General features: G+C 61.3%; 19 protein-coding genes and 1 tRNA gene. 14 read left to right on the top strand and 6 right to left on the bottom strand.

Features of this window, described 5'->3' with window-relative positions; all coding sequences use genetic code 11:
• Positions 1–83 precede the first annotated feature (83 nt).
• Both gyrA and gyrB read right to left on the bottom strand, forming a co-directional pair.
• On the bottom strand, positions 84–2,558 hold the full coding sequence (gyrA, locus tag ACERJA_RS00980) for a DNA gyrase subunit A (RefSeq protein WP_373606479.1): 2,475 nt from the start codon (positions 2,556–2,558) through the stop codon (positions 84–86).
• Positions 2,559–2,575: 17 nt separating this feature from the next.
• Complete coding sequence (gyrB, locus tag ACERJA_RS00985) at positions 2,576–4,498, bottom strand: DNA topoisomerase (ATP-hydrolyzing) subunit B (protein ID WP_373606480.1); 1,923 nt, start codon at positions 4,496–4,498, stop codon at positions 2,576–2,578.
• A gap of 287 nt (positions 4,499–4,785) precedes the next feature.
• Here gyrB and ACERJA_RS00990 point away from each other — a divergent pair, with 287 nt between their 5' ends.
• The 3 genes from ACERJA_RS00990 (at position 4,786) to ACERJA_RS01000 (ending at position 9,558) form a co-directional block, all read left to right on the top strand.
• Complete coding sequence (locus ACERJA_RS00990; RefSeq protein WP_373607432.1) at positions 4,786–5,787, top strand: potassium channel family protein; 1,002 nt, start codon at positions 4,786–4,788, stop codon at positions 5,785–5,787.
• A gap of 167 nt (positions 5,788–5,954) precedes the next feature.
• On the top strand, positions 5,955–8,417 hold the full coding sequence (locus ACERJA_RS00995) for a DNA topoisomerase VI subunit B (protein WP_373606481.1): 2,463 nt from the start codon (positions 5,955–5,957) through the stop codon (positions 8,415–8,417).
• 49 nt (positions 8,418–8,466) lie between these two features.
• Positions 8,467–9,558, top strand: a complete 1,092-nt coding sequence (locus ACERJA_RS01000; protein WP_373606482.1) for a DNA topoisomerase IV subunit A — start codon at positions 8,467–8,469, stop codon at positions 9,556–9,558.
• A gap of 261 nt (positions 9,559–9,819) precedes the next feature.
• On the opposite strand, the gene ACERJA_RS01005 is transcribed toward ACERJA_RS01000, so the two are convergent.
• The 3 genes from ACERJA_RS01005 to ACERJA_RS01015 form a co-directional block, all read right to left on the bottom strand.
• Positions 9,820–11,190 (bottom strand): Nramp family divalent metal transporter, encoded by a 1,371-nt coding sequence (locus tag ACERJA_RS01005; RefSeq protein WP_373606483.1) that lies wholly within the window; start codon positions 11,188–11,190, stop codon positions 9,820–9,822.
• 225 nt (positions 11,191–11,415) lie between these two features.
• Positions 11,416–12,117: an MBL fold metallo-hydrolase gene (locus tag ACERJA_RS01010; protein ID WP_373606484.1), complete on the bottom strand. Its 702-nt coding sequence runs from the start codon at positions 12,115–12,117 to the stop codon at positions 11,416–11,418.
• Positions 12,118–12,178: 61 nt separating this feature from the next.
• Positions 12,179–12,916 carry a fumarylacetoacetate hydrolase family protein gene (locus ACERJA_RS01015; protein ID WP_373606485.1) on the bottom strand — a complete coding sequence of 246 codons (738 nt, stop codon included), beginning with the start codon at positions 12,914–12,916 and terminating at the stop codon, positions 12,179–12,181.
• Positions 12,917–13,198: 282 nt separating this feature from the next.
• Here ACERJA_RS01015 and ACERJA_RS01020 point away from each other — a divergent pair.
• A tRNA-Glu gene (locus ACERJA_RS01020) sits at positions 13,199–13,273 on the top strand.
• A gap of 186 nt (positions 13,274–13,459) precedes the next feature.
• On the opposite strand, the gene ACERJA_RS01025 is transcribed toward ACERJA_RS01020, so the two are convergent.
• Positions 13,460–13,777: a hypothetical protein gene (locus ACERJA_RS01025; RefSeq protein ID WP_373606486.1), complete on the bottom strand. Its 318-nt coding sequence runs from the start codon at positions 13,775–13,777 to the stop codon at positions 13,460–13,462.
• A gap of 250 nt (positions 13,778–14,027) precedes the next feature.
• Between ACERJA_RS01025 and ACERJA_RS01030 the strand changes: the two genes are divergently transcribed.
• The 10 genes from ACERJA_RS01030 (at position 14,028) to ACERJA_RS01075 (ending at position 24,009) form a co-directional block, all read left to right on the top strand.
• Positions 14,028–14,519, top strand: a complete 492-nt coding sequence (locus ACERJA_RS01030; protein ID WP_373606487.1) for a DUF309 domain-containing protein — start codon at positions 14,028–14,030, stop codon at positions 14,517–14,519.
• A gap of 141 nt (positions 14,520–14,660) precedes the next feature.
• The gene (locus ACERJA_RS01035) at positions 14,661–15,458 is read left to right on the top strand and encodes a succinylglutamate desuccinylase/aspartoacylase family protein (RefSeq protein ID WP_373606488.1); all 798 of its coding nucleotides are present in this window, start codon (positions 14,661–14,663) and stop codon (positions 15,456–15,458) included.
• A gap of 93 nt (positions 15,459–15,551) precedes the next feature.
• Positions 15,552–16,040 (top strand): YeeE/YedE family protein, encoded by a 489-nt coding sequence (locus ACERJA_RS01040; protein WP_373606489.1) that lies wholly within the window; start codon positions 15,552–15,554, stop codon positions 16,038–16,040.
• A gap of 1 nt (position 16,041) precedes the next feature.
• On the top strand, positions 16,042–16,509 hold the full coding sequence (locus ACERJA_RS01045) for a DUF6691 family protein (protein WP_373606490.1): 468 nt from the start codon (positions 16,042–16,044) through the stop codon (positions 16,507–16,509).
• 60 nt (positions 16,510–16,569) lie between these two features.
• Positions 16,570–17,895, top strand: coding sequence for a sorbosone dehydrogenase family protein (locus tag ACERJA_RS01050; RefSeq protein ID WP_373606491.1), 1,326 nt, complete (start codon positions 16,570–16,572; stop codon positions 17,893–17,895).
• A 164-nt stretch (positions 17,896–18,059) separates the two neighbouring features.
• The gene (locus ACERJA_RS01055; RefSeq protein ID WP_373606492.1) at positions 18,060–18,404 is read left to right on the top strand and encodes a glutaredoxin family protein; all 345 of its coding nucleotides are present in this window, start codon (positions 18,060–18,062) and stop codon (positions 18,402–18,404) included.
• A 117-nt stretch (positions 18,405–18,521) separates the two neighbouring features.
• On the top strand, positions 18,522–19,103 hold the full coding sequence (locus ACERJA_RS01060) for a hypothetical protein (RefSeq protein WP_006067811.1): 582 nt from the start codon (positions 18,522–18,524) through the stop codon (positions 19,101–19,103).
• Positions 19,104–19,471: 368 nt separating this feature from the next.
• The gene (locus tag ACERJA_RS01065) at positions 19,472–21,124 is read left to right on the top strand and encodes a BCCT family transporter (protein WP_373606493.1); all 1,653 of its coding nucleotides are present in this window, start codon (positions 19,472–19,474) and stop codon (positions 21,122–21,124) included.
• A 627-nt stretch (positions 21,125–21,751) separates the two neighbouring features.
• Positions 21,752–23,089 (top strand): hydroxymethylglutaryl-CoA synthase, encoded by a 1,338-nt coding sequence (hmgB, locus tag ACERJA_RS01070; RefSeq protein WP_373606494.1) that lies wholly within the window; start codon positions 21,752–21,754, stop codon positions 23,087–23,089.
• A 131-nt stretch (positions 23,090–23,220) separates the two neighbouring features.
• On the top strand, positions 23,221–24,009 hold the full coding sequence (locus ACERJA_RS01075; RefSeq protein WP_373606495.1) for a sulfite exporter TauE/SafE family protein: 789 nt from the start codon (positions 23,221–23,223) through the stop codon (positions 24,007–24,009).
• The last annotated feature ends 3 nt before the right edge of the window (positions 24,010–24,012 follow it).

A 24,012-nucleotide genomic window follows, 5' to 3' on the forward strand; every position in this document is an offset into this window, starting at 1 on the left:
CTCGAGTCAGTTCGAGCTCGCGCACGATCCGACCCGTCTGCTGGTGTCGACTGCGACGGCAAAAAAGGAACGCGGCGCCGTGGTCAGTTCTCGTCGGTGTCGACCGTCGTGACAGCCGGAATCTCGTCGACGCTTGCGACCGCGTCGCCTGCCTCGACATCCATGACGATTACGCCCATCGTATTTCGTCCGACCGTCGAGATGTCGTCGACGCGCGTGCGGACGATCTGGCCGCGCTCGCTCATCATCACGAGTTCGTCGTCGTCGGCGACAGCTTTGACAGCCGTCACCGGCCCGTTTCGGTCGCCCGTTTTGATGTCGATCAGGCCCTTGCCGTAGCGTGATTGGGTGCGATACGCCGAGAGGCGAGTGCGTTTGCCGTAGCCGTTTCGAGTGACGGTCAACAGCGCCCGCTCGTCGTCTTCGTCGGTCGCAACCAGTCCGGCGACCGCGTCGCCGTCCTCGAGTTTGATCCCGTTGACACCCCGGGCGTTGCGCCCCATCGAGCGAACTTCACTCTCGTCGAAGCGGATCGTCATCCCGCCTTCGGTTGCGATAACCAGATCCTGCGAGCCGTCGGTAACTTCGACGTCGATGAGTTCGTCGCCGTCCTCGAGGTCGGCCGCGATGATCCCGGTCGAACGGATGTTGTCGAACTCCGAACCGGCGGTTCGTTTGACGTAGCCGTTCCGGGTTGCCATCGTCACGAACTCGCCGTCGCCGAAGGCGTCGGTGTCGACGATGGCCGTGATATCCTCGTCGGCGTCGAGGTCGAGGATATTGACTGCCGATTTCCCGCGTGCCGTCCGGCCCATCTCGGGAATCTCGTAGGTCTTGAGCTGGTAGACTTTGCCCTGATTGGTAAAGCACAGCAGGTAGTCATGGGTGTTCGCGCGGAACACCGTCGTGACGCGGTCGCTGTCTTTGACGTCCGCGCCGATGATTCCCTTGCCGCCCCGACCCTGCGGGCTGAACTGGTCGATCGGCATCCGCTTGACGTAGTCGTCTTCGGTCATGACGACGAACACCTCTTCTTCCGGAATGAGGTCCTCGTGAGTGACCGTCCCCTGGTCCTCGATGATCGAGGTCCGGCGGTCGTCGCCGTACTCGGCTTTGATCTCACGGAGTTCGTCTTTGATGACCGCGAGCAGCTCCTGCTCGCTCTCGAGAATCGATGTCAGGCGCTCGATCTCGGCCTGGACGTCCTCGTACTCGTCTTCGATCTCGGCCGTCTCCATCGACGTGAGACTGCCCAGTTGCATCCGGACGATGTGCTCTGCCTGGGCTTGGGAGAACGAATACGCCTCCCGCAGGGCCGTTTTCGCGGCCGATCGATCCTCGCTGTTGCGGATCAGTTCGACGACGTCGTCGGCGTTCTCGACGGCCGTCAGTCGACCCTCGAGGATGTGGGCTCTGTCTTCTGCTTCCTCGAGGTCGTACTCACTGCGTCGGCGGACGACTTCGCGTCGGTGGGCGACGTACTCCTCTAAGGTTTCCCGCAGCGAGAGCACCTGCGGCTGGCCGTCGACCAGCGCGAGGTTGATCACGCCGAACGTCTTCTCGAGATGGTTCTCGAGCAGTTTGTTCTTGACGACCTCGACGTTCGCACCACGTTTGCACTCGACGACGATGCGGACGCCGTCGCGGTCGGACTCGTCGCGCAGGTCCGAAATTCCCTCGATCTCGCCGTCGTTGACGTTTTCGGCGATCCGCTCGACCATCCGGGCCTTGTTGGCCTGGTAGGGGAGTTCGGTGATGACGATTCGCTCGCGGCCGTTTTTCCACTCCTCGACTTCGAACTCGGCACGCACGCGGATGCGCCCGCGACCGGTCTTGTACGCCGAGTAGATGGCGTCGCGACCGACGATGTTCGCGCCCGTCGGGAAGTCGGGGCCTTTGACGTGCTCCATCAGGTCCTCGACCGTCGCGTCAGGGTTGTCGATGAGTTCGATCGTCGCGTCGATCACCTCACAGAGGTTGTGCGGCGGGATGTTCGTGCTCATCCCGACGGCGATTCCCGAGGAGCCGTTCACGAGGAGATTCGGAAACGCCGCCGGCAGGACGTCGGGTTCCTGCAGGCGGTCGTCGTAGTTCGCCGAGAAGTCGACCGTGTCCTTGTCGATGTCCTCGAGCAGTTCCTCGGAGACGGCGGCCATCCGTGCCTCAGTGTATCGGGGCGCGGCGGCCGGGTCGCCGTCCATGGAACCGAAGTTCCCCTGCCCGTCGACGAGCGGATAGCGCATCGAGAAATCCTGGGCCATCCGGACGAGCGTGTCATAGATTGCGCTGTCGCCGTGCGGGTGGTAGTCACCCATCGTCTCCCCGACGATCGAGGAGGACTTGCGGTGGCTGCTACCGGAAGAGACGCCCATCTCGTGCATCGCATACAGGATGCGCCGGTGGACGGGTTTGAGGCCGTCCCGGACGTCCGGAAGGGCACGCCCCGCGATGACGGACATCGCGTAGTCGATATACGACTGCTCCATCTCATCTTCGATGCGGACGTTTTCGATCGCCCGTGCCTCTACGTCAGTCGGTTCGGGTACGTCTGAACTCATATCTTACCTCACCACAGTTAGATGTCGATCCACTCGGCTTCGGGCGCGTGTTCTTTGATGAACTGCTTGCGTGGCTCGACGGCGTCGCCCATCAGCACGGAGAACATCTTGTCCGCCGCGGCGGCGTCCTCGATCGTGATCTGTTTGAGAATACGGTTTTCCGGGTTCATCGTCGTCTCCCAGAGCTGTTCGGGGTTCATCTCCCCGAGTCCCTTGAAGCGCTGGACCTGCGTCGGATTGCCGTCGCATTTCTCTTCGACGATCTCGTCGCGTTCGGCGTCGGTCATCGCATCGTACGTCTCGCCCCGGTAGCGGATACGGTACAGCGGCGGCTGGGTCGCATACACGTAGCCACCTTCCAGCAGCGGGCGCATATGCCGGTAGAAGAACGTCAGCATGAGCGTCCGAATGTGTGCGCCGTCGACGTCGGCGTCCGTCGCCATGATGATCTTCTTATACCGGACGTCGTCGACATCGAACTCGTCGCCGATTCCCGCACCGATCGCGGTGATCATGTTCCGGATCTCGTCGTTCTCGAGAATGCGATCGAGTCGGTGTTTCTCGACGTTCAAGATCTTCCCTTTGATCGGAAGCACGGCCTGGAACTCGGGGTTTCGGGCCTGTTTTGCGCTGCCGCCTGCGGAGTCGCCCTCCGCGATGAACAGTTCGGCCTTCTCGGGGTCTTTGGTCTGACAGTCCGCGAGTTTGCCGGGCAACGAGGTCGAATCGAGAGCGGATTTACGGCGGGTTAGCTCTTCGGCTTTCTGGGCGGCCTTGCGCGCTTTGGCAGCCTCGACAGCCTTCGTGATGATCGCTTCTGCGGTGTCGGGATGCTCTTCGAAGTAGGTGCCGAGTCCTTCGTGCATCGCGCTTTCGACGATCCCTCGAACCTCGGAGTTGCCGAGTTTCGTCTTCGTCTGCCCTTCGAACTGCGGGTCAGGGTGTTTGATCGAGATGACTGCAGTGAGTCCCTCGCGGATGTCTTCGCCTTTGAGGTTCTCGTCGAGATCGTTCAGTAGATCGTTCTCGCCGGCATAATCGTTGACACAGCGTGTGAGCGCGGTTTTGAAGCCGGTGAGGTGGGTGCCACCCTCGCGCGTGTTGATGTTGTTTGCGAAGGCGTGAATCGATCCCTGTAGCTCTTCGGTAGCCTGCATCGCCACCTCGACTTCGATGTTCTGGTCGTCGTCCTCGAAGTAGATGATGTCCTCGTGCATCGCCGAGCGCGTCTCGTTGAGATACTCGACGAACTCGCGGATGCCGCCCTGGTACTCGTAGGTTTCCTCAGTCGGGCCGTCCTCGTCGCGTTCATCACGCAACGTGATGCGAACGCCCGAGTTGAGGAAGGCAAGTTCGCGAAGCCGATTCGAGAGCGTCGAGAAGGCGAAGTTGTCGCCCTCGAAGATGTCGGTGTCGGGCCAGAACCGAATCGCCGTGCCTGCCCCCTCGTCTGGGTCCATATCGCGGACCCGTTCCATATCGCCGACGGGTTCGCCCGCCTCGAACGCGTGTTTGAAGACGCCGCCGTCGCGTTTGACCTCGACCTCGAGTCGACTCGAGAGGGCGTTAACGACCGAGACGCCGACGCCGTGGAGGCCACCGGAGACCTGGTAAGACTTGTTGTCGAACTTCCCGCCAGCGTGGAGAACAGTGAGAATCACCTCGAGGGCCGGCCGATCGTACTCGTCGTGTGTATCGACGGGGATACCACGGCCGTCGTCTGCGACGCTCACAGAGCCGTCATCGTGGATGGAGACGGTAATGTCGTCACAGTGACCTGCCAGTGCCTCGTCAATCGAGTTGTCCACCACTTCATAGACGAGATGGTGGAGCCCTCGAGAATCGGTAGAGCCGATGTACATTGCCGGTCGCTTTCGCACAGCCTCCAGGCCTTCTAAGACCTGAATCTGTCCGGCGCCGTACTCGCTTTCCTGGGACATGTAAAACCTGCTTTCGGGTAGTGCTCCCCTCCTAATAAAAGTCACGTGTACGCGCTCGCGCGCGAAGCCACCGTAGCCGTTGCTCGGCTGACTCTCAGGATTTGATACCTGGTTGTGAAGAGGTGTTCAAGCTCCTCATACCCCAGGTGTTTCTGGTGGTTACGTGGTTTCACGGGGCTTGATCGCCTCGAGTCACACACCGTGCTGGAGTCCCGTGATCGCCCTCAAAAAGCCGTGTCAGTGCCCGGGGTGTCGTTGACGGTCTTCGATCCTGTATGGGAGATGAAATGCAACCGCTGTATCTGGCCGTCGGGATCGGTGTGCTCGTCGCCGTTGTCGTCGACATTCTTTGGACGACACTCTGGGTCGACGGCGGGGCTGGTCCGCTTTCCGGACGGCTGACGACCTGGATCTGGCGTAGCCTGCGGACGGCAAGCAACGACCACCCGCGCGCGCTGAGTCTCGCCGGGCCGCTGATCCTCGCGTTCACGCTTGCGATGTGGATCGCACTGTTGTGGCTCGGCTGGACGATGGTTTTCGCTGGCGACGAGACAGCCCTTGTCAGCGCCCATACCGGCGCGCAGGCCGACTGGTCCGGACGATTCTACTACGTCGCCTACACGATGTTCACGAACGGAAACGGCGATTACACGCCGACGACGAGTGGCTGGGAGATTGCCAGTTCGTTCACGACCGCAACTGGAATGGCCTTCGTCACGCTGGGCGTCTCCTACGTCCTCACCGTCCTCGGCGCAGTGTCGGAAAAGCGCTCATTTGCCAGCGACGTCACTGGTCTGGGCGAACGCAGTGAAGCATTCGTCCGTGCGGGCTGGACCGCTGAAGACGAGTTTCGCGGCCTCGAGCGCCCACTCGAGTCACTCGCGACACAACTGTCCGTGCTCGCAGACCAGCACAAGGCCTACCCGATTCTTCACTACTACCACAGCGAACGGGCCACTCGAGCGTCGGCGATGGCTGTTCCCGTCTTCGACGAGGCACTGACGGTCGTTCGCCACGGCGTCTCGGACGATGCACAGCTCAATCCAACACTGGTCGAAGATGCCCGTTCGAGTGTCGACAGCTATCTCGACACGCTCGGGACGGCGTTTATCGACCCTGCCGACGACGTCCCACCTCGGCCGGAACTCGATCGACTCCAAGACGATGAGATTCCGACCGTCCAGAACGACGCGTTCACTGACGACGTCACGGCACTGTCCGGTCGTCGCCGGAAGCTACTGGGTATCGCACGTGCCGATGCGAGGGAGTGGCCGCCGCTCGAGGAGTGAGAACGTCGGTTTGAGTCTGTTCCAGTGCGACCACGATGGCCGGTCAGGTTACCGGCACACCGTTGTAACCGGCAGTGTGACGCTCGTTTACAGCCGCCTCAAACCGTCGGTTCACTTTCACTCCGGTAACACACACCTTTTAGCCCCGCCGCTAGTATGGGGGGACAATGACGTCGTTTCAGTCGACACTCGAGGACGAGGTGGGGATCGCCGAGGAGCTGGCCGAGAGCCAGCAGGCGATTTCGATCGCCGAGTTCTTCGAGAAGAACAAGCATATGCTCGGCTTCGACAGCGGCGCTCGAGGTCTCGTCACGGCTGTCAAAGAAGCCGTCGACAACGCCCTAGACGCCGCCGAAGAAGCAGGCATTGCCCCAGATATCTACGTCGAGATCGAGGAAGCCGGCGACTACTACCGGCTGATCGTCGAGGACAATGGCCCGGGTCTGACGAAAGACTCCCTCCCCAAAGTCTTCGGGAAACTGCTCTACGGTTCGCGGTTCCACGCGCGCGAACAGTCTCGTGGCCAGCAGGGGATCGGGATCTCCGCTGCTGTTCTGTATGCCCAGCTAACGAGCGGGAAACCCGCGAAGATCACCAGTCGAACCCAGGGTGCAAGCGAAGCCCAGTACTTCGAACTCATCGTCGACACTGACGCGAACGAACCCGAGATCAGCGTCGAGGAGACGACTTCGTGGGACCGCCCCCACGGCACGCGCATCGAACTCGAGATGGAGGCAAACATGCGCGCCCGCGGGCAGCTTCACGACTACATCAAACACACCGCGGTCGTCAACCCCCACGCCCGCCTCGAGTTGCGCGAACCGAAGAACCACTTCAAGTTCGAACGGGCGACGGACCAACTCCCCGAAGAGACCGAAGAGATCCGCCCACATCCTCACGGCGTCGAACTCGGCACTGTGATGAAGATGCTGTCGGCGACGGATTCACAGACGGTTTCTGGATTCCTCCAGGAGGAGTTTACTCGCGTTGGCAAGAAAACCGCCGAGTCGATCATCGACGAGTTCCGCGACCGCCATTACGGACGCGAGATGCGCTGGCGACCACCCGCGACGGGCGAGGACATCGACGTCGGTGCCGCAGTGTCGGCAGCGACCGCGAACAAGGGTGCTGATGCGACGGCTGCCTTCGCCGAGACCATCGCCGACGCGGTCGCCGACCACGACCGAATCGCCCACCACGAGGTCGTTGCCGCTGTCGACGCGGCCGCCGACGATGTCGAAGCCGACCACGGAACGACGTTCGGCGACACCGTCCGCGAAAACGCCGTCGAGGCCGTCTGGATCGAGATCATCGATGCTGCGGACGGCGCGGAAACAGACAGCGAGTCAGATGGGACGGCAGCGTCACGACTCGTCGCCGATCTGTACGACCTCGCCGACGAGGCGACGAGCACCCGCAAGGACGACGAGATCATCCACGCCTTCGCCGAGCGCCTCGCAGCCACGTTCGACGACGAATCCGAGGCCGACAACGTCCGCCATCGACTCACCCGGACGCAACTCCGCGAGTTCGTCGATCGGGCCGCAGCGCTAACTGAGGAGTACGACGACGTCTCCTTTGGAGAGACAGCACGCGAGAACGTCACTGACGCCGTCTGGGACGTTATGGCGACGGTTCCCGACGACCCTCCGCTGGTCCGCGAACTCGACAACGACCGGGATGTCGCCAGCAACCTCGTCGACGGCATGCGTGCGGCCGACATCATGGCCCCGCCGACGCGATGTCTCTCGCCGATCACGGAGGAGTTGATCACGGCTGGCCTGAAAAAGGAGTTCGACGCCGATTTCTACGCTTCTGCGACTCGAGACGCCGACGTTCACGGCGGCGATCCGTTCATCGTCGAGGCCGGCATCGCCTACGGCGGCGAGATTCGAGCAGAGGGTAGTGCCGACGTCATGCGGTTTGCAAATCGGGTGCCGCTGGTCTACCAGCGCGGCGCGTGTGCGACGACCGACGTGGTCAAATCGATCGGCTGGCGCAACTACGGGCTCGACCAGCCTGGCGGGTCCGGCCTCCCGAACGGTCCGGCCGTGATCATGATCCACGTCGCCTCCACGAACGTTCCGTTCACAAGCGAGTCCAAAGACGCCGTCGCAAACGTGCCGGCGATCGAAGACGAGATCGAACTTGCGATCCGTGAGGCCGCCCGCGAACTCAAAAGCTATCTCAACAAGCGCCGCTCGATGCAACAGCGCCGGAAGAAACAGAACGTCCTTGGGAGGATCCTCCCCGAGATGGCGGCCAAAGTCGCCGAGGTGACCGACCGCGAGGAGCCCGATATCAACGACGCCGTCGCACGCATCATGAACAACGTGCTCGTCGAACGCAGCGTCAAAGAAAACGGCGACGGCCAGGCAGTCTCAGTCACCGTCGAGAACAACTCGGGGACGGCCGAATCGCTCGAGATCACCGACATCGTCACCGCCGAACCGACGAACCTCTCCGAGGAGGCCACCGTCGTCGAGATGGACGGCGAGTGGTTCGTCAAGTGGGACGTCGACGTCTCGAGCGACGACGAGGCCGCCCTCGAGTACGTGGTGCCCAACGATGCGGCGTTCGATCTGGACGTCAAAGGTGTCGAAAGCGAGAAACTCACGGTGTCAGCATGAGCGTGCGACCGAGTGCTCGAGCAGAACGAAGTGAACTTACGGTGAAACAATGAGCGCAGACAACGACCAGCAGGCACGAGAACAGTTAATCGACCTCGCGGCACAGTTTTACGACCAGTTCGAACTGGGCGAGATCCCCCACATGTCCGTGCCGACGCGGACGAAAAACAACATCGAGTACGACGAAGACAAAGACGTCTGGGTGTACGGCGACCGAGAGTCGACACGCTCTGCGAACTCCGTCCGCGGTGCGCGAAAGCTGCTGAAGGCCGTCTACACGATCGAGTTCCTCGCGAACCAACTCGAGGAAGACCGCTCCTCGACCCTGCGTGAGTTGTACTACCTTTCGGAAAGCTGGGATAACAACGAGGCACAGTTTTCGGATCAGGACGAGTCCAACGGCCTGATCGAGGATCTGGAGATCGTTTCGGGTGTGACCCGCGAGGACTTCCACATGCGCCCGGAGGAGTCGGGTGCAACCATCATGGGGCCGCTGCACCTGCGCGAACAGACCCGTCGCGGCGAACGCGATATCCACTGTCAGGAAGACGTCGGCGAAGGTGGCTACCAGATTCCGAACAACCCCGACACGATCGAGTTTCTCGACTGCGATTCCGACTTCATCCTCGCCGTCGAGACCGGTGGGATGCGGGACCGACTCGTCGAGAACGGCTTCGACGACGAGTACAACGCCTTGATCGTCCACCTCAAGGGCCAGCCCGCACGGGCGACTCGACGGATCATCAAGCGACTCCACGACGAACTCGACCTCCCGGTGACGGTCTTCGCCGACGGTGACCCGTGGTCGTACCGGATCTATGGCTCGGTCGCTTACGGCTCGATCAAGTCGGCCCACCTCTCAGAGTATCTCGCGACGCCGGCCGCCCAGTATATCGGCATCCAGCCGGCCGACATCGTCGAGTACGATCTGCCGACCGACCCGCTCAGCGACTCGGACATCAACGCCTTAGAGAGCGAACTCGAGGACCCGCGCTTCCAGACCGACTACTGGGAAGAACAGATCGAACTCCAACTCGAGATCGGCAAGAAGTCCGAACAGCAGTCGCTTGCAGCTCGTGGATTGGATTTCGTGACGGAGACGTATCTCCCCGAGCGTCTCAGCGAGATGGGCGTCATCTAGACGCACATCGAGCCGAGGGTCGGGGAGAGTGATCGAGCGTCTCAGCGAGATGGGTGTCATCTAGACGCAGATCGAGCCGAGGGTCGGGGAGAGTAATCGAGCGTCTCAGCGAGATGGGCGTTATCTGAACGCTCCTCGAGTCGCCGACCCGGGCCGGGCAGCAGAACTCGTTACAGACCGTTTTCAGCGCTCGACGATCGTAGAGGAGCCACGGCTGTATGCAGACGAGAGACGACAGAAATCGGATCGCTCGAGGTCGTGTTACCCGATGAATCCGAGTCGAAGCGCAGCCCCCATCGCGCCGAAGATGAGGACGAACACGAGGCTGACGACGTAGTAGGCGTGCCAGGCTCGAGACGGGCGGAACGGCTCGGGCAGGTGTTTCTCGACGACGTACCAGTTGGCCGGGTAGAAGAAAATCTCCGTGACCGCGAGGATGGCGGCGACGTAGAGCAACAGCGTCACGGGGACGTTCCCGAGTGCGAGCACCATCGCGCTGCTGACGACGACGACGCCGGCGACGACGAGCTTTCGGATGCGCTCGCTGTCGATACTTTCGTCCTCGAGCGCCATCGGGAGAATGTCACCGGTTGCACGGGCAGCCCCGTCGAGAAGCGTGATAACGGTCGAGTAGAGGGCTGCGAACGCGCCGATCAGCATGGCGTAGTACGACCATTCGCCGAAGGAGTCGCTCAGGATGTTGCCGATCGCGAAGGCGAGGTTGGCGTCCGTCGGCGGGTCCGGATAGAGGACGTTCGTCGCGAGAATAACCATCGCGGCGATCAGGACGAAACTGAACACGTAGCCGACGTTGAAGTCACGGCGGCCGGTTTTGATCCACGCACGGATGTAGTCGTGGTGGGCCGGGTTGCTCGGATCGAGCCCCTTCTGTCGCAGTTCACCAGCCCCTTCGCCTTTGGCCATACTCCAGCTGCCGATCAGAATACTCGTACTGAACCCGGTCGGCGCGAACCCGGCGGCCGCGGCAAACAGCGCGACGAACGCAGGGCCGGTGAGGTCGGGGATCGCGAACGTCGTTTCGGCGATCCGTTCGGGCGATGGCGGCCCAACGAGGGCGCCGAGCATGACGAGCACACCGACAGCGACGGTGAAGCCGATCAACGCCTTCTCGAGGACGGAGTAGCGCGACGTGATCACGAGCACGCCGGCAGCGCCGACGAAGAGGACGTACGCCCACGCTGCGGTGAGCCAGCCGGGAGTCAACGCGGCGATGAACGCGGCCGTGCTCATGCCGACGCTAGCCGTAATAAACGTGTACATGACGGTGAAGACGAGGATCGTCACCCAGAGCGCCCAGTTTTTCGGCCCGGGAAGATCACTGTAGGCTTCGATCGGGTTTGCCCCGACGCCGTAGTTATACCGAATGCCCAACTCCCAGGCACCGTACTTGGCGACGTAGATGAGACCGAACATCCAGATTGCGACGAGTCCGAACGTCCCACCGAGCGTCGGTGCGAGAACGATATGACTTCCACCGATGCTGATCAGCGCCCAGAGCATCGACGGTCCGAAGTGGTTCTTGAAGAACCCCTTCCAGCCGGCCGACGGATAGGTAAGCTCGGGCTGGGACGTCTCGAGCCCGTCTTCGGTCTTACTCGCCACGGTGCTCACCGGTGTACGGAGCCATGACGATGGGTTTCAGGCAGGGATCCACTCGAGCCCACCCAGAACGTGTGTGCGTGCCAACAGTATACATAGGAAGTATGAGTGACTAGGCGATCCGTGACTTATGTCCACGGATTCTACGGTCTGCTGTAACGAGTTACCGCCGATCACCAGCGGCGGGGTCGGTGATTGGTGGTAACTGACTACAGCAGTCCGTATCATAACCGGGCGCTACTGCTCGTCGAGCACGACTGGAACCGCGCGGTTCGCGACGTCGACGACGAACGCATCAGCGTCGGTCTCGAGCGCCTCGAACGTGTCGTAGTGGATCGGCAACACGAGCTCGGGGCGAATTCGTTCCGCGAGCGCGGCAGCCTCGTGGCGATCCATCGTGAACGCGCCGCCGATTGGCGGGAGAAGCAGGTCGGTATCCAGTTCGTCGTGGAGCGGGAGGACATCGGTGTCGCCGGGCCAGAACGCCGAGACGCCGTCGACTGTGACGGCAAAGCCACAGCCCTCGCCCTCGGGATGATACGGGTCGCCGTGCTCGTCGACGTGTGGGCCCGCTGGGTCGTTGTACGCGGGCGTGGTGAACAGGTCCAGCGGGCCGAGGACAAACGACTCATCCGCACGGACACGCTCGACCTCGTAGGGCAGGTCTTCGGGCTGTTCGTCGACCCGGTCGATCTCGCTGGCGTCGATCGATTCGTGAACGACGACGATCGCGTCCTCGTGAGCCACCCGGCGAATGCCGTCAGGATCGTAGTGGTGGGCGTGGGAAACCAGAACGAGATCGCCATCGCGCGCATCGTACCCATCGAGCACCCCGTACCGACCGGGATCCATGTAGATGACAGCCCCCGTCTCGCCCTCGAGGCGAACGGTCGCGTAGCCGAGCCAGTCGACGGTCACTGCACCGAAACGAACGGTCATACTCGCCCGTACGCTCGAGCAGGTCGAAAAAGGTTCGCCTCGCAGTTACTTCGACTCCGGTCTACGGCCGTCGGATCGAGTGTGTGAGTGTGCCGACGCCCTCGATTTCGATTTCGATCTCGTCGCCATCGGACAGTTGACCGACGCCTTCCGGCGTTCCGGTCGCGATCACGTCACCCGGCTCTAAGGTCATGTAGGCCGTGATCTCGGCGATCAGTTCCGGAATCGGGAAGATGAGCTGTTCGCGCGAGCCGTCCTGTTTCGGTTCGCCGTTGACGCGGGACTGAACCGATGCGTCGGCCGGCACCTCATCAGGCGTTGCGAGCAGTGGCCCAAGGGGTGCAGCGCCGTCGAACGCCTTCCCGCGGATCCAGTTCTGTTCTTTCTCCTGGTCGTCGCGGTTCGAGATGTCGTTGACACACGTAAAGCCCTCGACGACGTCCATCGCGTCGGAGACGGGGACGTGACGGCACTGCTCGCCGATAACGACGCCCAGTTCGGCCTCGTAGTCGATGCGCTCTTTCCCGGCCGGTGCGGTGACGGTGTCGCCGTGGCTTGCAATCGTGTTCGGCGGCTTCAGGAAGATCAACGGGCGGTCCGGAACGTCAGAGCCCATCTCGTCTGCGTGGTCGGCGTAGTTACGGCCGATACAGACGATTTTCGACGGCTCACACGGTGGGAGGACGTCGATCTCGTCGGACTCGAGTGCGTAGCTCTCGTTCCCGAAGTGGACGTGGCCGTTCTCGAACTCGCCGCGGCGGACAGCACCGGCAGGATCGCGGAATCGGACGTATTTCATGCGAGATGGGTTGTGGTGTGCGTTCAAAAGCGTTGAGATGCCGGCGGCACTCGCCCACCCAAGCGCGTCTCCGACCGCTCGAGTAGTGACGAACCGACAGCACCTGGCTGTACCTCGACGTCGATCGGGGCTGAAATGACAGTGACGTAACTACGTCAGTAGCTGCCACTACGGACGCAGAACGGAACGCTTTTTACTAGGCCCCCGCAATCGACTAATGCGTTCGAGGCACGCTGGGTTGGATCGCCAACCGAGGCGAGACAGTGTGTGAACGCAATGATCGCTCCGTTGGTGTAGTCCGGCCAATCATTTCGGCCTTTCGAGCCGATGACCAGGGTTCAAATCCCTGACGGAGCATTCTTCTGCAAAACAACGTACCGAAGACAGAGCGTGTTCGCTGGCGTTTGACGCATTCTCCCGACGAGTACGTTTCCAAATCGTATATCTGAGCCGCAGATAGGCACCGACTCGAAATTACGTGCCAGTCGCTAGTGGCCCCAAGCGGGGCGACTCGTGTGCCGGTTTGAGCGAACTCGAGAGCCGTCAGTGATCGATCCCGGGGCGCTGGAACGTGGTCTCAGCCGCTGTCGACTCCGCGAGTGCTGACTCGAGTTCCGGTGCCGAAAGAACGTCGTTGCGATCGGGCTCGTCCGGCCGTCTGAAATAGTACGTGTCGGCACAGCCGGCGACCATCTCGGTCAGCGACTGGTCTTCGTCGTGGACGACCGAGACGAGATCTCCCGTAACTGCGATCAACACTGTATCGGCTGGTTTCCGCAAGGCCGTTCGAAGCTCGTCGGCGGTACAGTCGTTGGGCAACTCGAGGTATACGCCGTCGACAGTCGCCCATCGTGTCTCCATACACCTCCGTTGGGGACGTCCACCCTATACAGTTGGGCTCGCAGCTTCAGGCCGCGTTCTGCTCGAGGGTGGTGGCAGCGTACTGTTGCTTGCAGTTTAGCCACCCGTCTGTGTGCGCATCAGATCGCTTTCTGCAGTGTTGACATCGCCAGCCGCATCGAATGGCGATCCGAAACCGGACCGCTCGGATCTCCCCACTGCTGTCAGCTGGTGCCGATGGAATTACCCGCTGGCTCGCCTAACACTGTCTATGGACGATCACACGCGTGATCCCACCGTCTCGCCACCAGCTGGATCCGAGACGCCGACGGGCTGGCTCGTTGCCGACGACCGCTGGGAACACGGGACGCTTCGGCGGGCGGTGGTTCACGGCGTTCGTCTCTACAACTCCGGCGCGTTCCACGAATCGCATGACTGCTTCGAGTTAGAATGGTACAACTACGGGCGTGGAACCACCGAAAGCGCGTTCGCCCACGGAATGGTCCAAGTCGCAGCGGGCGCGTACAAGCGCGTTGATTTCGAGAACGACGACGGAATGCGGAGCCTCTTCGAGACGGCACTCCAGTATCTTCACGGCGTTCCGCGGGATTACTACGGCGTTGATGTGCTCGAGGTCCGAACCACGCTGACGAACGCCATCGATGATCCAGGCCTGATCGACGACTGGCAGATCCCTCTCGATGGCGAGCGACCGACTGCTCGAGCAGTCGATTTCGAGTATGTTGAGACACTCGAGGAGTGACCGTTCGGCCTCGGTCGACGTGCTGGCGAGCGGGACAGTGTCAGACGCGATCGTGGTCTGTGCTATCATGGCTATTTTCCGGACCATCTGTATTCGTGAGAGACCGAATCGCCTTTGGAGTCAGAGCCCATCTATCCGGTGATGAGAGTTGCACAGCTCGGGTCGGGAACGCCGGAACTCGCAGTCGTTGCAGGCATCCATGGCGATGAACCCTGTGGCGTCCGGGCCGTCGAGCGATTGCTCGACGAACGCCCGACCGTCGAACGGCCCGTCAAGCTCATTGTCGCCAACGAGGCGGCCCTCGAGCGACGCGTGCGGTTCGTCGACGAGGACCTGAATCGAACGTTCCCCGGCCATCCGAACGCGAAAACGCATGAAGCCCAGCTCGCCCATCGACTCGTCGAAGAACTCGAGGGCTGTCTCACGTTCTCGATGCATTCGACACAGAGTCATGCAGACCCCTTCGCGATCGTCAACGGCGTGAGCGAGACCGCAAAAGAGCTGGTACCACAGCTGCCGGTGGCAGCGATGGTCGAAACCAGTCAGTTCGCAGAGGGACGGCTCTTCTCGAAGATCAACACGATCGAAGTCGAGTGTGGGCTGCAAGGGTCGGAGACAGCCGCCCAGAACGCTGACCGGCTGACGCGAACGTTCCTGACGGCCGTTGGAGCGTTGCCCGGCGACACGGTCTGTCGCGAGCTGCCCGTCTACCAGCTGACCGATGTTATCAACAAACAGCGGGCAGACACCTACGAGGTCTTCGTCGATAACTTCACTCGAGTCGACGCTGGTGACCCGTTTGCAGCCGCCGACGGCGACACACAGGTCGCCAATGAACCGTTCTATCCGGTTCTCATGTCCCCCAACGGCTACCGCGACGTCTTCGGTTATGCGGCTGACAAACTCGATATCTTGACGACGCCGCCAGCCGCGGACTGAGACTGGCAGCCAAGGGGTGTTCGGCCGTCATAGATGGACACAATTTTCCCCGCGTGGGGAGCTTTGATACGCTGCCGTCCCCTTCCGCTGCGTATGACTGCAACGCTTCTTGTCGCTATGCTGTCAGAACTGTTCCCAAACGGGATCAGTCACTACGCCATCGGCGGCCTGTTCGTCGGTCTCGGGGTTGCCGTAATCTATCTCGGGACCGGCATCAGCGCCGGCGCGAGCACGTTTCTCGAGTCGACACTCTCGTACGGTTCGAGTCTCTCGCGATTCCAGCAGTATCGTCCCTCGCGTGACTGGCGTGTCGTGTTCACACTGGGAATCGTCGCCGGTGCGGCCGTCTACGCGCTCGCCTTTCAGGACGGGATTTGGACGACTGACGTCCAGTGGTGGCGGCTCCTGATCGGCGGCATCCTCGTCGGAATCGGAACCCGTGTCGGGAAAGGCTGTACCTCGGGTCACGGCGTCTGTGGCGTCGGCTCGGTCTCGGGGACGTCGTTCATCGGCGTCGCGACGTTCCTGTTCGTCGCGATCGGTGTGGCACAGCTGGTACAGGCACTGGGGGTGAGCCCGTAGTATGACCGCCGACCACGAGCAACACCCGTTGTTCATGCCACTGATCTTCGTCGGCGGCCTGCTCTTTGGCTTCGGCCTCGGCTTTAGCCACATGGCCCAGCCCGAGGTCGTGCTGAGCTTCCTGCAGTTCGAGGACTTCGGGCTGCTGTTCGTGATGTTCGGAGCTGCGATCGTGACCGGAATCACCTTTTTCGGCATCAAGCAGCTACGCACGACGGCTCCACTGACGGGAGATATCTACACCCGACGGCTGAAGAGCCTCGACAAGAACGTCGTCATCGGCGGCGGCATCTTCGGCGTTGGCTGGGGGCTCTCCGGGATCTGTCCCGGCGCCGCCTACGCCAGCCTCGGCATCGGCAACTACGCCATCCTCTGGGGAATCCTCGGGATGTTCATCGGCGCGTACGTCCAGGGCTTCTGGCGTTCGACACGCGCCGAACAGCGATCTCCCGCTGCAACTGCGGACTGACCGTCGAACGGCCTCGAGCGCGCCGAAGCACACTCCTGTCGTCGTCCCGTTCAATCAGCTATGGGCTCTCCGACACGGCGACGCATCCTCGCGGCGGCCGGCAGTTCGATCGCCCTCGCTGGCTGTTTGACAGGCTCCGGCGCAGACGTCCAGGAGCTTACAACACCCGAGGCGATCCCCGACGACGACTGGACTGAACCCGAGTGGCGACCAGCTGACGGCACACCATCCGAAGATGACGTGACCGCGACGACAGTAGTCGCCGGCCTCGAGATCCCCTGGGATCTCGTCTTCGCCGCGGACGACGCGTTCCTCACCGAGCGCACTGGTGGCGTCCGTCGATTCGATGCGACCGCACTGGCGACGGACGCCGACCTGTCTCCCGACGACGGCGAACTGCTCATCGAGGCTGACGCCTTGCCGGATCGGGCGGCCCCTGGCGAGGGTGGCACGCTTGGTGTTGCGATCCATCCGGAGTACCCCGACCGGGCCGAACTGTTCGTCTACTACACGGTCGATGACGGCGCGGTCGGGAACCGGGTCGTCAACTACGACCTCGAGTCAGAGACACTCGAGACAGTCCTCGATGGAATCTCAGGAGCGACGACACACAACGGTGGTCGGATCACGTTCGGCCCCGAGGGATATCTCTGGGTGCTGACCGGCGACGCCGAGGAGCCCGCGCTCACGCAGGATCCCGGCGCTCGTGCGGGTGCAGTGCTCCGTCTCACGCCGGATGGTGAGCCAGCCCCTGAGAATCCAGACTGGGGTACAGACGGCGACCAACGAACCTACACGCTGGGCCATCGCAACCCACAGGGGATCGCCTTCACGCCACAGGGAACGCCCGTGGTGGCCGAACACGGTCCAGCGGCTCGAGACGAGGTGTCGATCCTCCGGCCAGGCGGCAACTACGGCTGGGATCTCGTCCGCGGCGGGCCGGACGACCCGGAGTACGGTAGCTACGACGAGTACGACGATGCCACGCCACCAGTCGTCAACACCGGCCCCGAGATGACGTGGGCACCCTCCGGGATCGCCTTCTATGACGATGATTCGATCACACCGTGGGAAAATCGCATGTTCGTCTGCGGGCTCGCGTCAAACGCGCTGTATGCCGTGTCACTCCGCCCCGAAAACGGGGGGCTCGAGGATGGGGCAGAGTCGGAAGACGAGACTGGCGTTCGACACGACACAACGTGGCTCGACGATCGATTCACCGCAACGGCTCACACGCTGTTCGAGGGCGAATACGGCCGCCTCCGGCATATCGAGCCCGGTCCCGACGGCTCGCTGTATCTGCTCACGTCGAACCGAGACGGTCGGGCAAGCGGCGCGTTTCCAGCGGCAGACGACGACCGAATCGTGAGACTCGATCCCGCGTAGTTCTGTGCCACGAATCGACGCGGGGCCTCAATCTCTGAACGGGCAGGATCTGGCAGTGGCGGTGACGCTACAGAGCGGTTCTAGACGGCGTCGTCACCGGAAGAGCGCCACATCAGAAACTGAACGACGTAAGGCCTATCCCCCTTCGACGACATATGATGGATATGGACTTCCCACCGAACCAGGGTCTTGATCAGGACGAAGTCAACGAACAGGTCGAGGAACTACTCGAGGAAAACGAGATCGTCCTCTTCATGAAGGGGACCGAACTGATGCCCCAGTGTGGGTACTCTCGCAAGGCGATCGGACTCATCAGCCAGTATCGTGACGACTATGAGTGTGTCGACGTCCTCGACTCACTCGGCGAGTACCGCAACGCACTCGAGTCCCACAGCGGCTGGGAGACGATTCCACAGACGTTCGTCAACGGCGAGTTTGTCGGTGGCTCGGACATCCTCGAGGAGCTAGACGAACGCGGCGAGCTGGCCGAGACGCTCAACGCTGAGTAAGCCGCCCGCTCGAGGAGATATTCATCCGATTGAATCCCCCTCGTATTCAATAGCAGGTCATATAAGTCACGCGCTCGTACTAGGAACTCAGCGACTGTCGCCGCACACCTTCCCACTATGTCAACAGAGGAATCCAGACACGTATATCGGCTGCACTCAACCCTTGAACTGCCCCTCGAAGACCTTCGCACGCATATCGACGAGGCGACGTTTCCGGATGGCGTCACCGACGTAGAGATAACGCGGCGAAACAACACACTCATCCTCAAAGCCGTTGCCGAGGACGAGACGGTCAGCAAGTACACACCGACGGCCCAACTCAAAGCCAGCATCACCGAAAACCGAGTCTACGAGGAAGACCCCGACGAACGACGGAGTTCGTTCCGCTGGGACGAAGACGAAGAAGACGAGATTGAATCCGAACTCGTCGAGTTCGCGGCGTTTAAAGGCGACCGCGAAACCGTCCTCCAGAACTCGTTGCTCCAGTACCAGATGTTCCTCGTGCTCTGTGGCATCGCCGAAGCCGCCGAAAAAGGAACGCTGACCGCAATCTCGGAACGCGACGGCGACCTTGAGGCAACCCGGATCGTCGAAGGCGAGCCGCGACCGGCTGATATCGAAGTCGTCGAAGGGCCTCGAGACCGCAATTCCGGCCAAGGTGGCGTTAACTGGCGGGACAACAAGTTCATTAGCGACTGACGGAACCACCGATTTTCACACCGAGTTGCCACACGGAGAGTGGCAACTCATACGATCTCTCCGATCGGCGTCGTAGATCACTCGTCACCGACAGTGGGCTCGTGACGGCCGGTATTCTGCAGTTTTACTCGCCTGAGGAGCACGGAACGAGAACGGCGCGTCGCTCGCCGAACGTGACAGTGCTATCGGTGGGTGCAACGACAGCTGGCTGCGTGTTGCATTACTTGCAAGCCCAGCACACTTAGCTGTCGTTGCCCTACCACCAGGGACTCGGTCCCGACAATCACTCTGTTCAGACAGCGTACAGTGATGATCAGTCAGAGACATCCGCGGGTAGCCGTGATCAGTTGCGTTCAACAGCGTATCCAATGACTCAATCAGATCGCAAGGGTAGCGACGACGGCTTCTTCGAGGAACTCGACACTGTCGTCTTCGGTGTCGGGTTCGCAATCGCCGTCGCCGCGGTGGTTGCATTCGTCGTTACACCAGAAGCGGCGACAGCGTATATGGATCGCGTGAACAGCGTTATTTGGACCGGGTTCGGCTGGTGGTACCTGCTCGTGATGTTCTTTCTCGTCGCGTTCGTTATCTTCTTGATCTTCGGACCCTGGGGCAATATCAAACTCGGCGAGGAGGATGAGGAACCGGAGTTCGCCTTCCCCTCGTACTTTGCGATGTTGTATTCAGCGGGAATCGCCGCTGGAATCGTCTTCTGGGGACCGGCAGAAGCCGTTTCACACTACGACGATGTCTCACCCTTCGTCGGTGCACAGTCACAGTCCTCGGAGGCAGCCGTCAGTGCGATCCAGTACACGTTCTTTCATTGGGGAGTTTCTGCGTGGACAGCGTACGTCGTCGTCGCCCTTCCGATTGCCTACTGTGCGTATCGCTACGATGCGCCGATGCGTATCTCGACGGTGCTCGCACCGTGGATCGGTATCGACAATCTCGACAGCCCGATCGCCAAAGCTGTCGACATTCTGGCGGTGTTCGCGACGATTGGCGGGGTTGCGACGACACTGGGGTTAGTCGGCAGTCAGTTTCTGGTTGGTCTCGAGTGGACGATGGGCATCTCGGTCGGTGACCTGGGGACGGTCCTCATTATTACCGGCATGACTGTCGCGTTCACAGCATCGGTCGCACTCGGAGTCGAGAAAGGCATACGCCGGATTTCCTACGTCAATCTGTCCCTGTTTGCAACGTTGACACTCGTCACCTTCCTGCTCGGGCCAACGAATTATATTACGGCGATCGGAACCGAAGCACTCGGAACCTACATCAGCCAGTTCATCCCGATGAGTTTCTACACTGGCACTGCTGAGACCGGAAGTGGCGGCGTCTCGGATTGGGTTGGCGACTGGACGATCTTTTATTGGGCCTGGTGGTTCTCTTGGACGCCGTTTGTTGGACTGTTCATCGCGCGAATTTCACGCGGCCGCACTGTCCGTCAGGTGGCTGTGACTGGTGTTCTGGCATCGACCGGGATTACGATTCCGTGGTTCGCAACAATGGGAGGAACAGCAATCTACCTGCAAGATGACGGGCAAGCTGATGTTCTCTCCGCAATCCAGACGTACAACGAAGCAGGTGCGGGGTATCCGCTTTTCGAGGCACTGCCACTCGGTGGACTGTTGACGGCGCTGTTTCTCCTGCTCGTCCTCCTTTTTCTCATCACGTCTGCGGATTCGTCGACGCTCGCACTGGGAATGCTCACGACAGGCGGGACACAGCGCCCGTCGACGACCAACCGAGTTATCTGGGGCTTTCTCATCGGTGCACTTGCCTCGTTGTTGATCGTTACGGGCGGTGTCGACGCACTGCAGGCGGCAGCGATCATTACTGGCGGCCCCTTTTCGCTCATCACGTTGGTCGCTGTCGCTTCAATGGCGCTCGCCTTTGGCACGCAACGATCGCTGTTCTTGCGAGATGAAGACGACGTCGAAGTGCCAAGTTCCAGTGCGGTCGCCTCGAGTGGCTCCGAGTCAGGTCCAGAAACCGACGACGACTATAGTAACAACTGAAACGATTCACACACTGATCGCATCGCTCACGGGTCGTTCCTCCCCGTTCGCTGTCCTGCGGTTCTCACTCACGTCGTTCGCTCACGGATCGTCCCTCCCCGTTCGCTGTCCCGCGGTTCTCACTCTCTTCGTTCGTTCCGAACCGCGCTCCCGTCATGCGAGCAGGTGTGCAGTGACGTGCAGTGGCTACTATAACTCTCGTCGCGGTCGGCACTGAACAGGAGACGGCGTCCGATGCCGTACAGAAGGGGGTGGGGGACGTCCCAGCGAGGCCGGGCCCGATGGCACGAGTGTCGACACAGACCGCCAACGCGAGGGGGGCAACTCGAGAGAGCGGGCGTGTCGGCCGGAAATCGCGGGGAGTACCGATCGAAGGGTGGTCAGCGACTGTGTTTCCACCCGACTGTTGGTACAGCCACGAAGTTAATAAAACATTTGGTCCAACTATTAAATCGGTTGAACTGCGACTGAAGGCGTGGTTCAACAGCCCTCGTCACCGACCCATATTGGCAGTTGAAGGACGACTCTCTCCGCAAACCGCCGTCCGAACGCGTCTCCCATACAGTTACGACGACTGTCGAACTATCGAACGACAATATCATATACCCTCGGCAATATTCAGTAGCTATGACAGCAGTCGGTATCGACGCCATCGAGATCTGGACCGGGAACCTCAAACTGGACTTGCCGGGAACGTTCGCGCCCGAGAAGGGCGAGGACCCCGAAAAGTACACGAAGGGGCTCGGTCTCAACGCGAGTTCGTTCCCCGACAGCTACGAAGACATCGTCACGATGGGCGCAAATGCTGCCCACCGGCTGATGGAGCGCAAGGGTCTCGAGCCCGACGATATCGGCCGTATCGACGTCGCGACCGAGAGCGCCTTTGACAACTCGAAGCCGGTTTCGACGTACGTCGCTGGCTGCTTAGAGCAGGTGTACGACGGCGACTTCCACCACGCGAACAAAGGCGAGCGGAAGTTCGCCTGTATCGCGGGCACACAGAGCCTCGACGACGCCTACAACTGGATCCGTGCGGGCCGGAATCGTGGCCGCGGCGCGCTCGTGATCGCAACCGACACGGCGCTGTACGCCCGCGGTGACGCCGGCGAGGCGACCCAGGGTGCCGGTGCCGTCGCGATGTATATCTCCGAAGATCCAGATCTCGTCGAACTTTCGACCAATCAGGGCTATGGGTCGGCTGACGAGACTGACTTCCTCAAACCAAACCAGCAGTTCCCCTCCGTCGACGGCAAACGCTCGGTACAGGTGTATCTCGCTCGCATGCGCGAAGCGCTTGAGGACTACGAGAGCGTCGCCGGCGACACCCATCCCGACCAGTTCGCCTACATCCCGTTCCACACGCCGTTCCCAGGCATGGTCCGCAAGGCAGGCCTGCTGGTCTACCGGCACATGATTCGTGACACCCAGATCGAAGACGATCTCGCCGACGAGATCGGCCGCCAGCCACGAGCCGAGGCGTTCGACGACGACGAAGCGTTCCGTGACGCGCTCCGAGAGTATACGGACCAGCTCAAGCGCACCGAGACGTATCAGGAGTGGTACGGCAAGACGATCGATCCGACACTGACGATCTCCCGTGAGGTCGGCAACTGGTACACCGGCTCCGTCCACGTCGCTCGCGTGAGCGCGTTGAAACACGGTCTCGAGAACGGTCTCGACCTCGCTGGCAGCCAGTTGCTGGTCGGCTCCTACGGCTCCGGCGCACAGGCGGAAGGCCACGCAGAGACGGTCCAAGAGGGCTGGAAGGAAGAGATCGCGGCTCTGAACTTAGAGGAACAGCTCGAGGCTCGATACGATCTCAGCTGGGCTGATTACGAAGAGATCCACGACGTCCACAACCACGACATGGACGTCGACGTCGAGGAGTTCACGACGCCCGAGGAAGAGTTCGTCTTCGACGGCTGGGGTCGAATGGGCGAACGGAAGTACCGGTACGTCGAATAACGACGGCGACACACACGGATTCGAGATCCGGCTCTTTTTGACGCGGATGCTGCTATCGTGCCGAGGCGAAACCGATTACCTCCTCGAGTTACTAGTTTGAACAACGACACGCGTTCGATACACGACTACGTATGGATCCACTCACACTCCTCGGCGTCGATGTGCTGTTGTTTCTCGTAATCGGTCTGTTGGCCGGTGCCCACTGTATCGGGATGTGTGGGCCACTCGTGACTGTCTATGCAGGACAGATGGACAGCGGTAACAGCAGCCAGCGGGGCCATCTCACGACCTACGAAGTGCGCCAGCATGCGCTGTTCAATATCGGTCGGACAGCGAGTTACACGCTGTTGGGTGCGGCGTTTGGCACCCTCGGAAGCCTGTTGCTCATCACGACGGCTGAACTCTCGCCGATCGTCGACGTCGCCCGAGGCGGTGTTGGGCTCGTTATCGGCGGCTTCGTTATCGCCACTGGCGTCTACTACTTGCTCGGACGAACGACTGGTGGTGTCAACGTTCCCGGCCTCGAGCGGGTCGTCGGCTGGCTGACGGCACGGGTTCACCGGCTGGCGAACGGTCCCGGAATCGTTGGGCTGGGCGCGTTACACGGCCTCTTGCCCTGTCCAATCCTCTATCCGGCGTTTCTGTACGCGTTTGCGACCGGCTCGCCGACGGGTGGTGCACTCGCACTGGCTGCACTCGGAATCGGGACGATTCCGGCCGTCTTCGCGTACGGGACGTTCATCGACTCCGTCGATATCGTCCACCGACGGCGCGTTCACCGGCTGCTCGGCGTCGCGTTCGTCGTGCTTGGCTACATCCTGTTTGCCCATGGACTGATGAGCCTCGGGTTCCACGTCCCACATCCGGAGCTCCCGTTCTACGAAGGACTCGACACGCCGGGCGCACACGACCATCACTGACGC

The organism is Natronorubrum sp. A-ect3, assembly GCF_041821125.1.
Classification (GTDB): Archaea; Halobacteriota; Halobacteria; order Halobacteriales; family Natrialbaceae; genus Natronorubrum; species Natronorubrum bangense.

Excerpts from the sequence above, each read along its gene's own strand:
- gyrA (WP_373606479.1), bottom strand. The coding sequence starts at position 2,558 with ATGAGTTCAGACGTACCCGAACCGACTGACGTAGAGGCACGGGCGATC.
- gyrB (WP_373606480.1), bottom strand. The coding sequence starts at position 4,498 with ATGTCCCAGGAAAGCGAGTACGGCGCCGGACAGATTCAGGTCTTAGAA.
- ACERJA_RS00990 (WP_373607432.1), top strand. The coding sequence starts at position 4,786 with ATGCAACCGCTGTATCTGGCCGTCGGGATCGGTGTGCTCGTCGCCGTT.
- ACERJA_RS00995 (WP_373606481.1), top strand. The coding sequence starts at position 5,955 with ATGACGTCGTTTCAGTCGACACTCGAGGACGAGGTGGGGATCGCCGAG.
- ACERJA_RS01000 (WP_373606482.1), top strand. The coding sequence starts at position 8,467 with ATGAGCGCAGACAACGACCAGCAGGCACGAGAACAGTTAATCGACCTC.
- ACERJA_RS01010 (WP_373606484.1), bottom strand. The coding sequence starts at position 12,117 with ATGACCGTTCGTTTCGGTGCAGTGACCGTCGACTGGCTCGGCTACGCG.
- ACERJA_RS01015 (WP_373606485.1), bottom strand. The coding sequence starts at position 12,916 with ATGAAATACGTCCGATTCCGCGATCCTGCCGGTGCTGTCCGCCGCGGC.
- ACERJA_RS01025 (WP_373606486.1), bottom strand. The coding sequence starts at position 13,777 with ATGGAGACACGATGGGCGACTGTCGACGGCGTATACCTCGAGTTGCCC.
- ACERJA_RS01030 (WP_373606487.1), top strand. The coding sequence starts at position 14,028 with ATGGACGATCACACGCGTGATCCCACCGTCTCGCCACCAGCTGGATCC.
- ACERJA_RS01035 (WP_373606488.1), top strand. The coding sequence starts at position 14,661 with ATGAGAGTTGCACAGCTCGGGTCGGGAACGCCGGAACTCGCAGTCGTT.
- ACERJA_RS01040 (WP_373606489.1), top strand. The coding sequence starts at position 15,552 with ATGACTGCAACGCTTCTTGTCGCTATGCTGTCAGAACTGTTCCCAAAC.
- ACERJA_RS01045 (WP_373606490.1), top strand. The coding sequence starts at position 16,042 with ATGACCGCCGACCACGAGCAACACCCGTTGTTCATGCCACTGATCTTC.
- ACERJA_RS01050 (WP_373606491.1), top strand. The coding sequence starts at position 16,570 with ATGGGCTCTCCGACACGGCGACGCATCCTCGCGGCGGCCGGCAGTTCG.
- ACERJA_RS01055 (WP_373606492.1), top strand. The coding sequence starts at position 18,060 with ATGGACTTCCCACCGAACCAGGGTCTTGATCAGGACGAAGTCAACGAA.
- ACERJA_RS01060 (WP_006067811.1), top strand. The coding sequence starts at position 18,522 with ATGTCAACAGAGGAATCCAGACACGTATATCGGCTGCACTCAACCCTT.
- ACERJA_RS01065 (WP_373606493.1), top strand. The coding sequence starts at position 19,472 with ATGACTCAATCAGATCGCAAGGGTAGCGACGACGGCTTCTTCGAGGAA.
- hmgB (WP_373606494.1), top strand. The coding sequence starts at position 21,752 with ATGACAGCAGTCGGTATCGACGCCATCGAGATCTGGACCGGGAACCTC.
- ACERJA_RS01075 (WP_373606495.1), top strand. The coding sequence starts at position 23,221 with ATGGATCCACTCACACTCCTCGGCGTCGATGTGCTGTTGTTTCTCGTA.